This is a genomic window from Neoakkermansia glycaniphila (genome assembly GCF_001683795.1).
Lineage (GTDB): Bacteria > Verrucomicrobiota > Verrucomicrobiia > Verrucomicrobiales > Akkermansiaceae > Akkermansia > Akkermansia glycaniphila.
Window position 1 is genome coordinate 16,576 of the sequence record NZ_LIGX01000007.1, and the last position, 10,945, is coordinate 27,520.

A 10,945-nucleotide genomic window follows, 5' to 3' on the forward strand; every position below is an offset into this window, starting at 1 on the left:
TTACGGGTATTTGGTGGCGGGGCCGTATTTGTTGGCTCCCCGGGAGCTGTTGCGGAGGAGCATGATGAAGAGGACGATTTGCCCGATGCCCGGCAGGAGGTTGAGCAGGAGGTAGAGGCCGCTGGTGCCCGTATCGTGCAGGCGGCGGCAGGCGACGGCCATCGCGGGGACGAAGGTGACGAGGAGGACGAGGATGCCGGAGACGAAGAAGAAGGGGCAGAGGAAGCTGAGGACGAGTTCCGTCGGGCCTTCGATGGTGACGACGTCGTTGATGTTGGCTGTGCCCTGGACGAAGTTCCAGAGGTAGGAGTGGATGGCGTTGATGTCGACGGAGAAGAAGTTAAGGCAGAGGATGCTGGCGAGGATGAGAGCCGCTGCGAAGAGGGAGGTGATGAGGGTGAAGGACCAGTATTCGATGCGGGTGGATCGGCCTGAGAATCGGCCGTAGAGTTTGAAGCACTGGGCCATGTAGCGGAAGGGGTTGCCCCGGCGGATGACTCGCAGGGAGCGACCGCAGTGCTGGCAGCTGAAGGCCTGGAAGACGACGGGCTGTTTGCAGTTCGGGCACAGGTTCGGCAGGCCGGAGGAGGTGGGTTCCGGTGCAGGGAGGGCGGGTGTGGTTTCGATGACGGACGAGAGAGGGGTGCTTTCGGAGGATTCCCCGGTGTAGACCGGGGTGTCCAGCGAGATGAGTCCGCCGCGGAAGAGGGCGGTGAGTTCGTCGAGGTCGAATGGGCCTTTTTTCTGGCCGGCCTTGTTCTGGTACTGGTACGTCATGTGTCGGTTCCGTGTTTCGGATGTGTGGTTGCCGTTCAGTGTTGCATGAGGGCTTCGATTTCGTCGGCCTCGATGGGTGCGGAGGCGAGGAGGTCGATGTTTTCCGTTTCGCCGATGTAGACGTCGTTTTCGAGGCGGATGCCGATGTTTTCTTCGCGGATGTAGATGCCGGGTTCGATGGTCCAGACCATGCCGGGAGCGAGGACGGGGTTGTCTTCGCCGACGTCGTGGACGTCGAGGCCGAGCTGGTGGGAGGTGCCGTGCATGAAGTAGCGGCGGACGGCTGGCGGGTCTTCGGGTTTTTCGGCGAGTTCGGCTTCGGTGACGAGGCCGAGTTTCAGGAGTTCTCCGCCGGTGTAGACGCGTACCTGGCGTTCGTATTCGCTTTTGAGGATGCCGGGACGCAGGAGGCCGAAGGCATGGCGGTGGATGCGGAGGACGGCGTCGTATACTTCGCGCTGGCGCGGGGTGTATTTGCCGGATGCGGGGACGGTGCGGGTCATGTCTCCGTTGTAGTTGCCGTATTCCGCGCCGATGTCGAGGAGGACGAGGCCGCCGTCGGCGACGGTTTTGTCGTTGGTGATGTAGTGCAGGACGCACGAGTCCGGGCCGGAGGCGATGATGGGGAGGAAGGAGAATTTGCGTGCTCCCCGGCGGATGTAGGAGGCGGCGAGTTCGGCTTCGAGTTCCCACTCTCCCATGCCGGGTTTGATGCGGGGCAGGAGTTCGCGGAATCCGGCGGCGGTGATGTCGCAGGCTTTGCGAATTTGTTCGATTTCTTCCGGAGCCTTGTACTGCCGCATGCGGGAGATGATGGGGTAGAGTCCGCGAAGTTCGGCGGTGGGGTATTGTTTGTGCAGGTCAAGAGCCGAGCGGTCGTTGCGGGTCTGGACGGGCGTTTCCTGCCGGGGGTGTTCGTTGCGTTCGATGTAGACGGCGGTGGCGCAGGGTACGGTTTTTCCGAGGAGGGCGGCGTATTCTCCGGTCCAGCGGACGTCGAGGATGCCGCTGAGGGCCGTGGCCTGTTCCCGGTGGAGGCGCGCACCTTCCCAGATGGCGATGCGTTCGTTGGTTTCGCGCAGGAGGAGGGTGTCTTCATGTTTTCCGTGCGTGCCGATGCGCATGATGAGGACGGTTTCTTCCTGGTCGATGCCGGTGAGGTAGAAGAGGTCGGCATTCTGGTGGTGCGCCATGGTGCCGTCGGCATTGGTGGGGTAGATGTCGTTGGCATGGATGACGACGAGGCTGCCTTCGGGCAGTTCGGCGGCGAGGAGGTCGCGATTGCGGCTGTAGAATGCGGAGGAAATGGGGGTGTATCGCATGGTCGTGGCGTGGTTAGGACTCTTCGTCTTCGTCGTCCATCGCTTCGATGCGTGCTTGCCAGCGGCGGGTGAGCCACGGGCGCATCAGGAGCCCGTACAGGAGGTACAGGCAGAAGAGGACGGCGGGCATGACCCACGGGAAGGCGACGAGGGCGCAGATGGCGATGACCGCGCCGACGATGGCGGTGGCGGTCGTTTTCTTTTTGAAGGTGATGTGCTTGAAGCTGGGGTAGATGACGCGGCTCATCATGAGGATGGAGACGCCCGCCATGGCGAGGGCCATGACGATTTGCCATCCGGTGTTGAGAATGCGGTCGGTCTCGTAAGTGTAGACGACGAGGTACATGGTGGAGACGACGGCTCCGGCGGCCATGGGGACGGGGAGGCCGATGAAGTCCGAGCTCTGGTTTTCTTTTCTTGGAGCGGCGGCCATGCAGTTGAAGCGTGCAAGGCGCAGAGCGGCGCAGAGCAAGTAGAGGACGGCGACCCCCCAGCCCATCCATGTCCACGGTTGTGGCAGGCCGAACAGTACGGCTTTGGAGAGCAGCATGGCCGGGGCGATGCCGAAGGAGACGACATCCGCAATGGAGTCGAATTCGCGGCCGAAGGGGCCGTCGCTGCCGCACATGCGGGCCACCCGTCCGTCCAGCAGATCGAAGATGCAGGCCGCGAAGATGAGGTAGGTGGCTTTCTGGAAGCAGGCGAATGCTTCGGAGGATCCCGGCGTGAATCCCATGCCTTCGAAGATGATGAGGATGGCGAAGAAGCCGCAGAGGAGGTTGCCTGCCGTGAGCATGTTCGGCAGGATGGGGATTTGCGGTTCGTCGGGGAAGACGGGTTGCTTGTTCATGGTATGTCAGGAGATGTGCAGGGCCTTGCGGGCTGCTGCGATGAGTTCGTTGGCGGCGGTGCGAGCGGACGCGGAGCCTCGGGCCATGTCGGGCTTGCCGCCGCCCTTGCCTCCGGCGATGGGGGCGAGGGTTTGGATGAGTTTGCCGGCCTGCGTTCCTTCCGCAAGGGCGCGTTCGCCGCAGTAGGCGCCGAGGTAGAGGGTGCTGCCATCGTCCACGATGAGGAAGGCGGCTCCGGCGTACTGGCGTTTTTTGAGTCCGTTGAAGAGTTCGGTGAGGAGTTCGTTGCCGCCTTCGGCGAGAGTGACGATGTTGTCGGCTGCGAGCAGGTCGTTCAGCAGGGCGTCGGCCTGGCTGGCGGCGGCGGCGGCTTGCGCTTTCTTGAGGCGTTTTTCTGCATCGAGCGCGGCCTGCTTCATGGCTTCGAAGTAGGTATCGAAGTCCGCAAGGCGGGCGTTGACGGTGGCGATGTCGCGGGCGGCGACGGCCTGTTCCGCCGGGTGCTCGGCATTGGGCGGCATGGGTACGGTTTCGACGCCGAGATCGGCAAGCTTGCCGTTGGCCTCGGCGAGTTTTTCGAGATTGGTGGCGAAGTCCGGCATTTTGGCTGCGATGTATTCCTGCACGATGCCGTAGCCGTGGGGGCCGGTGGCGGCTTCGATGCGGCGCACGCCGGAGGCGATGGCGCCTTCGCTTTTGATTTTGAAGAAGCCGATGGCGGATGTGCGACGGGCGTGGGTGCCGCCGCAGAGTTCCATCGAGATGCCGTTGAGGGCTCCTTCTTCGCCGCCCATCTGGACGACGCGGACGATGTCGCCGTATTTGTCGCCGAAGAACTGGCAGATGTCCTTGTTGTTCTTGATGTCGGCGTAGGGCATTTCGCGGCAGGCGATGGGAAGGTCCGCATCGATCCATGCGTTGACGCGTTCTTCGACGGCGCGGAGCTGGTCTTTGGTGATGGCGGCGCTGTTGAGGTCGAAGCGGAGGCGTTCGTCGGAGACGAAGGAGCCTTGCTGGGCGATGTCCATGCTGACGATTTCCTGAAGAGCCTTGTGCAGCAGGTGGGTGGCGCTGTGGTGGGCTTCGATGGAGCGGCGGCGGTCGGCATCGATGGTGAGGGTGACGGTGTCTCCCGGGGAGATGCTGATGCCGGTGGCGGCATCCACCAGGTGGGCGCGAGCCTGGCCGATTTGCTGGACGCCGGAGATGGGGTAGGTTTCTCCGCCGATGCGGATAGTGCCGTGGTCGGCTACCTGTCCGCCCATTTCGGCATAGAACGGAGTGCGTGCCGGGATGACGGTGACGATGCCGTCCTGTTCATGGATTTCGAGGACGGGGCTTTCGCATTCGTCCTGTTCGGCGCCGACGAATTCGGTGACGGCGTCCGTTTTGAGGTCGAGGGCGCGGACGATCTGGCTCTTGCGTGCAGCGCGGGCGCGTTCGCGCTGTTCTTCCATGAGTTGCTCGAAGCGGTCCGTGTCGATGGCGAGCTTGCGTTCTTCCGCCAGCAGGGCGGTGAGGTCGATCGGGAAGCCGAAGGTGTCGTAGAGCTTGAAGGCGAAGTCGCCGGAGATTTTGCCCTGCGCGGCGGCTTCGGCATCGAAGAGGTCGAGGCCGCGGTCGAGCGTTTCGTTGAAGGAGGTTTCTTCGCGGTGCAGCGTGTCCTTGATGGATTGGGAGCGTGCGGCGAGTTCCGGGAAGACGGGGGACATCTGTTCGACGAGGGTGTCGACGAGTTCCGCAAGGAAGGGTTTCATGAGGCCGAGCTGGCGGCCGTAGCGGACGGCGCGGCGCAGGATGCGGCGGAGGACGTAGTTGCGGCCGTTGTTGCCGGGCAGGATGCCGTCCGCAATGGAGAAGCTGAGGGTGCGGATGTGGTCGGCGATGACGCGGAAGGCGATGGCTTCGCGGAGTTGTTGCTCGTTGTCGCCGATGGTTTTGGCTCCGCCCTGCGGGTAGATGTCCGCATAGGTGCGGCCGCTGAGCTGCTCAAGCTTTGTAAAGAGGGGGGCGAAAACGTCCGTCGCGTAATTGGAAATGCGTTTCGAGAAGTCGGTGAATCCGTTGGTGCCCTGAATCATCGACGCGACGCGCTCAAAGCCCATGCCGGTGTCGATATGGCGGGCGGGGAGGTTGCGGAAGGTGCCGTCGCTTTCGGCATTGTACTGGATGAAGACGAGGTTCCAGATTTCGATGCACTGGTCGGAACTCTGGTTGACGAGGGAGCCTTGCGTGGCTCCTTCGGGCGTGAGGTCCACATGCAGTTCGGAGCAGGGGCCGCAGGGGCCGGTTTCGCCCATCATCCAGAAGTTGTCCTTCACATTGCCGTCGACGATGTGGATGTCGGGGTTCAGTCCTTTGCTACGGAAGTGTTTGGCCCAGCAGTCCCATGCTTCCTGGTCGAATTCGCCGGGATCGCCCTTGCTTTTGTCGGGCGCATAGACGGTGGCATAGAGGCGGTTGGCAGGGAAGCCCCAGCGCTCCACGATGAGTTCCCATGCCCAGTCGATGGCTTCCGTCTTGAAGTAGTCGCCGAAGGACCAGTTGCCGAGCATCTCGAAGAAGGTGTGGTGGTAGGTGTCGTAGCCGACATCTTCAAGGTCGTTGTGTTTGCCGCCTGCGCGGATGCACTTCTGGGTGTCTGCAGCGCGGGCGGGGTTCCACGGCGGGGTCCACACACCGAGGAAGTAAGGCACGAACTGGTTCATGCCGGCATTGGTGAAGAGCAGCCCGGGGCTCTGCGGCATCAGGGATGCGGAGGGGACGATGGCGTGTTGTTTTTCCTGAAAGAAATCGAGAAAGCTCTGTCGGATTTGGGCTGCTGTCATCATGGCGTGTATTCTGCTGGGCGACTATACCCTTTTTCCGTCTGCGTGTAAATCGCAAAGTAGGGTGGAAGGGGAGGGGCGGCTGTCGGTCGCGAAGCTGGGGAATGAGGTGGAAGAGTCTTGCTGGAAAGGATGTTGCCGCCGGGGGAAGTCCGAGTGGCGGCAAGGATGCTCCCCGCATGCCGGGAGGATGCGGGGCTGGTGTGAGGCGTGCATGCACCGTGCCGGCGCAGTTTATTTCCTGCGATCCGTTTCGTCTTCGTCGTCATCCTCATCCTCGTCGTCATGGCGGGAATCAAGTTCGGTGACGATGATGGGAGTGGTTGGCTGCGGTTTTTTCCTGAACATCAGGATGAACAGCACAAGAAGGGCCAGCAGGCCGATGCCGGCGATGATCCAGTCGATGACCGTCATGTCATCCACAAAGCTGGAAACCTTTTCCGTCTGGATCTCCGTGCGGGGTTCGGCAGGTGTGGTGGAGGAGGTTGCAGGTTTATCTGCCGCAGGAACGGATGCGTGCGGCTTGGCAGGTGTGTTGGCGGCAATTGCTTGTCCGCTGGCCTTGCGGCGCGTTTCGTCCTGCACGAGGTAGGCGCCTACTCCGGCCGAGGCGGAAACGCCGAGCCCCGAATTGCGTTGCGGCTTGTAGTCGGGAATGTCGAAGCGGTTGCTTGTCGGCGTGCCGCGGTAGAGGGAAATGCGGGTGACTTTGTTGCTGCTGGTTTCGACGGCGACGAGATTACCCAGTGCGGTGCGGGCGTGCATGGCGTCCTTCATGCCGAGAATGGGTTTCGTTTTGGAATTCGCCTTCTTCCAATTGAGTTTTTCTCCGTTTGTCAGCTTGCTGAGGGTTTGCTGTCCTGCAGATTTGGCGATGCCTTTGGGGTAGCTGATGGAAAGAAAAATGCAGCCTCCCTGCTGGTCGTCGAAATCGGCGGTGATAACCCGGTCGCCCTGCGCCCAGGTGCGGCGCACGGTGGCGTCGTCGAGCACCTTCCAATTGTAAGTCTTGGGCAGAGCCTTGTCGGCCTCGTCGCGGCTGGTGCCGATGTTCAAATTCTGGGCGTGGCTGAACGTTGCCAATGCGAGAAAACACGCAACGAGGAGACGGGAGAATTTTTTCATGCGGTACATTCTGCCGGAATTGCCGGGAGGCGGCAAGCAAAAAGTCCGGTTTGCCGATTCAAAATGCTTGACTCGCGTGTGCCGACAGTGCAAAATGCGGCACCGTTTTAGCGGAGAGATGGCTGAGCGGCTTAAGGCACCCGACTCGAAATCGGACGTACGGCAACGTACCGTGGGTTCAAATCCCACTCTCTCCGCCATTTTTTCTTTTCTGTGTCGGTTAATGGGGTGGTTGAAGAGGTGTCATGATTGAGCCAATCCCAAAATTGGCAGGAAGGTGGTTTTTGAGGTAGATTTCATGGATTGAAGCAACCATATCCGGTCGGCATTCAGAGACGGTATTTTGTTATTGTGGTGGATACTTGTGTTTATCCGGCAAACCGCTTATCTGAATATATAGAGGAATGAGTATTTGTGATGAAGATGTTGGGTGCTGGACGATCCGGTTGTAGTAGCTATTGTTTTTTACGGATGGTTTGGGTGACGGTGAGTGGGTGGTCGGGGCGGATGGTGGCTGTGGTGCCGTCGTGGAATTCGAGGCGGTATTCCTTGTTGTGTTCAGGGTCGCCGGTGGCGAGGGAGAGGCGGTAGCGGTCGCCGAGGTCTTTGATGATGACGAAGCCGGGACGGTCGATGCTTTTGAGGGGTGCCGGGAGGTCGGAGCAGGGGGCAAAGACGGTGTAGCCCGTGGTTTTGGTGGGTTCGTGATGGACGGCGTGGACGGTGTCGTCCTGCCGGAGGATGCGAACGGGCGGGGCGGAGGTGGCGATGGTCTGTTCAAATGCGGCTGCCTGCTGCGGGGTGGGGGCGATGCAGACGGTGTAGGCGCAGGAGGCTCCGGCGGGGTTGGTTCCGTGGTCGATGTATGCGAGGTCGAAGGTGCCGCGGGTGGGGGTGTAGTATTTGGCGTTGGCGGCGAGGGGCGTTTCCCGGAAGTGTTTTTTCCGGATGTCGATGCAGGGGTTGTCCTGCGGGTTTTTGAGGTCCCGTTTGTTGAAGTAGGTCCATTCCTGTTCCCTGCGGCTGTACCGGACGGGGGCTCCGGGGTGGATGTAGTAGCTGTTGCCGAGGGTGTCGGTGAGGAGTGTGGACGTTTTGCCGTCGAGGTCGGTTTTGTCGGAGGCGGTGCCGTTGATGAGTGGGTGGCCCGGTCCGGATTCGGTTGATTGCTGGTAGAGGGTGGTGACGATTTGTTTGTCTTTGGCATCGATGGGGGTTATGCCGGTGGTGATGACGGTGACGAGGTTGCCGAAGAAGTAGGCGCTTTTTTTGAAGGCGATGTCGCGGCAGCGGAAGTCGTTGCCCCAGACGCCGTCGCCGTCGAGTCCGGTGCCGCCCGCCATGTTGTTGGCGTTGTTGTAGAGGGAGTAGCCTTCGAAGAGGTCGTGGTTGTCGCGGACGGGGTTGGTTCCTGCGGGCCAGTGGTTCCAGTTCCATCCTTCGCGCCGCCAGCCCGTTTCTTTGCCGAGGGTGAGGTAGATGGTGGCGTTGCGGCTGTAGCGGCCGTAGTTGTTGCTTTCCGTCCAGCCGTAGATTTCAAGGCCGCGGTGCATTTGGAGCATGCCGACGGCTGCCGCCTGCCAGTTTTCCCGGCGGTGGAGGGCAGTCGCAGCAAGGTTGAGGTTGAAGTGGCCTTCGATGCGTGCGGGAGCGATGCCCATGGCTTGGTATTGCCGGGCTTCGGGGGTGTCGCTGCCGTCGATGGCGGTGAGGTAGAGGGAGGCCATTTCTTGGTCCACGGGGTTTTTACCGTCCGGGCTGCCCATTTGGGCAAGGCGTAGGCAGATGTTTGCCGCGCTGAAGTCGAGAGGCGCGCCGCTGCGGAGGTAGAGGTTGGGGGCAAGTTTGTTGTGGATGGTTTGCCAGGAGCAGGCGAGCGCGTAGTGGCGGAGTTTTTCCTGTGTTTGCGGGGAGATGCGGAATTCGGTGTCGCGGAAGGGTAGGATTTGGGTGTGCATCATGGCGGGAGGTGTGTAGCCGCCGTAGCTGAGGTGGTGCCCGGTGTGGTGGTGGGCAGTGCCGTCTCTCCCGAAGGGGAGGGGGTTCTGGCCGATGGTGCGGTCGAGGTATTGTTTGTAGGCGCGGAGCCGCTGGTAGCGTTCGGCTTCGTCGGGGATCATGAGGATGGCTCCGGGGAGGTGGGAGGAGTAGTTGTAGAATTGGTCGCAGGAGCTGAAGGGTGCGTCGCTCATCATGGCATGGCCCATGTTGAGCCATGCGGCATTTTTGGCGATGCCGTCGAGGATGCCTGCGCGGGCGAGGAGGTCGCGATGGGCGTAGAGGGCGGGGGTGTAGTAGCGGTAGTCGTAGCCGTTGCCGATCCATCCGAAGTTGCCGCTTCCTTCCTGATGCCCCTGGTCGAGGAGGTGGCGGCAGAGGAGGATGTACATGTTTTCCACCCGCGTGCGGTTTTCTCCCTGTTCTTTGTGGATGGCGGTGGAGAGTTGGCGGAGGAGGGGGACGTAGGTGCGGTTGAAGGAGATGGAGCCGGGGATGGTGTGGAAGCCGTTGTCGGAGAGGGCGAGAGGCGGTCCGGTGACGATGCCGTTTTGTTCTTTGATGCCCAGGGTTTCGAATGTTTTGGCGAGCGATGGGAAGTCGGTGTAGGGGAGGCCGCCGCTGCCCGGTTTTCCAAGGTAGTGGCGGTCGAGGTTGTTCATGTCCTGTTTCGCTTTCGGGGAGATGCGTTCGGCTGGGACGAGGGGAGGGAGGTAGTGGCGGTTGAGGCTGATGTCGTGCTGGCTGTAGCAGGTTTTATCCGGCGTTTCGCGAAGGAGTGCGGGGTTTCCGGCCCATGGCTGCTGGTCGTCGGGCTGGACAGGCGCGGAGAGGAAGGCCGGTTTGACGGCGTCGATCCAGACCGTGCCGGAGGGGGAGTCGGTGCGGAAGATTGCTTTGTCGTATTCCGTGCCGGTTGGGAGGCCGAGGGTGGCGGTGTTGAGTCCGAGGACGCGCCATCCGGTGTAGCGGAGGTTGTACCAGCAGGAGGCAATGAGGGTGTCGCCTTTGTAGAGGTCGAGGTAGAGGCGTTCCCGTTTTGGGCTTTCGTTGTAGAGCCAGAGGCCGAGGTGGGTGACGGCGTTTTTGTGGCGGGCCGTTTTTTGCGTGGGAAATGTGTAGGCGAGGGTAGCGTCGGGCCGGGTCCAGGCCCATAAGAGCGCATGGGCGCCCGATTTGTAGTGGGTTCCGTCGATAGAGATGCGGCTGCCCTGTGAGGCCTGCCAGCCATTCGAGCCTGTTTCAAAGTCGGCTTGCGGCTCTTGCGCCCATGCCGGGGTAGTTGTGGCAAGAAGGATGGCGGCGATGGCGTGTCGGAACGTGGCGTTCATATTCGTACTACGCCGCCATCCTGTTTTTTATTTCAAGCTTTTGCCGGTTGGTCGGATTGTTGCCTGTTGCCGGATGTTTCCGGCGGGTGATCTTTGACGATGTGCGTGAGGGAGTGTATGGCCCATTCGCGCATGATAAGGCCCTGGTCGAGCGCGGCCAGGTTCCATAGGTCGAAGGTATCGGTGTCAATGGTCAACGTCAATTGATGCGTGCCATCCTGTTCGGGTATGTGCTGACTGGGAGCACCCCCGACGGGATAGTGTTGCATGAGCAGTTTCAGATGTTTTTCCATTTGAGGCGATATCGTATTCCAGGAGAACCAGGAATCGACTGTGCGTTTTTTGACTCCGCACTGAGCCCCAAGCCATTCACGGTTTTTACCGATACCTTTCAGCCATTTTCTGATTGCTGTCTGTAAAGGTTGCATTTTTCCCTTTTACTACAGGACTTGCGCTTTATACAAGAAAAATCAATCTAAATTGCAATGAGGATAGATATTTTGCAATCATGATTGTATAATAATGATATGCGATTCAGGTGGTATTTTGATGCTTCGGGTATACATTGTTTTTCAATTTTTCCGTATTCTATTATGAAATAGAATGTGTTAGGAGCTATTTTTCCGGAAGATCGATTTTTGGCAAAGGATGAACGACGTTTCCGGGGAGCGGTGCTTTTTTCTGTTGGATTCTCGGGGCGAGTTGTTCACTGG

7 protein-coding genes and 1 tRNA gene are annotated in these 10,945 nt (G+C 60.4%); 1 reads left to right on the plus strand and 7 read right to left on the minus strand.

Annotated elements, in window-relative coordinates; all coding sequences use genetic code 11:
• The 5 genes from AC781_RS02675 to AC781_RS02695 all read right to left on the minus strand — a co-directional run bounded on the left by AC781_RS02675 (position 1) and on the right by AC781_RS02695 (position 6,903).
• Complete coding sequence (locus tag AC781_RS02675; protein WP_067773088.1) at positions 1-777, minus strand: DUF805 domain-containing protein; 777 nt, start codon at positions 775-777, stop codon at positions 1-3.
• 35 nt (positions 778-812) lie between these two features.
• Entirely contained in the window at positions 813-2,099 is a 1,287-nt protein-coding gene (locus AC781_RS02680; protein WP_067773091.1) for an aminopeptidase P N-terminal domain-containing protein, read from the minus strand.
• 13 nt (positions 2,100-2,112) lie between these two features.
• Entirely contained in the window at positions 2,113-2,949 is an 837-nt protein-coding gene (gene pssA / locus AC781_RS02685) for a CDP-diacylglycerol--serine O-phosphatidyltransferase (RefSeq protein ID WP_067773094.1), read from the minus strand.
• A gap of 6 nt (positions 2,950-2,955) precedes the next feature.
• On the minus strand, positions 2,956-5,781 hold the full coding sequence (alaS, locus tag AC781_RS02690) for an alanine--tRNA ligase (RefSeq protein WP_067773095.1): 2,826 nt from the start codon (positions 5,779-5,781) through the stop codon (positions 2,956-2,958).
• 231 nt (positions 5,782-6,012) lie between these two features.
• Complete coding sequence (locus tag AC781_RS02695; protein WP_141675713.1) at positions 6,013-6,903, minus strand: hypothetical protein; 891 nt, start codon at positions 6,901-6,903, stop codon at positions 6,013-6,015.
• 112 nt (positions 6,904-7,015) lie between these two features.
• Between AC781_RS02695 and AC781_RS02700 the strand changes: the two genes are divergently transcribed.
• Positions 7,016-7,103: transfer RNA gene (locus AC781_RS02700), tRNA-Ser, on the plus strand.
• A 255-nt stretch (positions 7,104-7,358) separates the two neighbouring features.
• On the opposite strand, the gene AC781_RS02705 is transcribed toward AC781_RS02700, so the two are convergent.
• The gene (locus AC781_RS02705; protein WP_067773101.1) at positions 7,359-10,232 is read right to left on the minus strand and encodes a chondroitinase family polysaccharide lyase; all 2,874 of its coding nucleotides are present in this window, start codon (positions 10,230-10,232) and stop codon (positions 7,359-7,361) included.
• Positions 10,233-10,264: 32 nt separating this feature from the next.
• On the minus strand, positions 10,265-10,660 hold the full coding sequence (locus AC781_RS02710) for a hypothetical protein (RefSeq protein WP_067773104.1): 396 nt from the start codon (positions 10,658-10,660) through the stop codon (positions 10,265-10,267).
• Positions 10,661-10,945 lie beyond the last annotated feature (285 nt).

Coding starts and splice junctions, on each gene's coding strand:
- AC781_RS02675 (WP_067773088.1), bottom strand. CDS start 777: ATGACGTACCAGTACCAGAACAAGGCCGGCCAGAAAAAAGGCCCATTC.
- AC781_RS02680 (WP_067773091.1), bottom strand. CDS start 2,099: ATGCGATACACCCCCATTTCCTCCGCATTCTACAGCCGCAATCGCGAC.
- pssA (WP_067773094.1), bottom strand. CDS start 2,949: ATGAACAAGCAACCCGTCTTCCCCGACGAACCGCAAATCCCCATCCTG.
- alaS (WP_067773095.1), bottom strand. CDS start 5,781: ATGATGACAGCAGCCCAAATCCGACAGAGCTTTCTCGATTTCTTTCAG.
- AC781_RS02695 (WP_141675713.1), bottom strand. CDS start 6,903: ATGAAAAAATTCTCCCGTCTCCTCGTTGCGTGTTTTCTCGCATTGGCA.
- AC781_RS02705 (WP_067773101.1), bottom strand. CDS start 10,232: ATGAACGCCACGTTCCGACACGCCATCGCCGCCATCCTTCTTGCCACA.
- AC781_RS02710 (WP_067773104.1), bottom strand. CDS start 10,660: ATGCAACCTTTACAGACAGCAATCAGAAAATGGCTGAAAGGTATCGGT.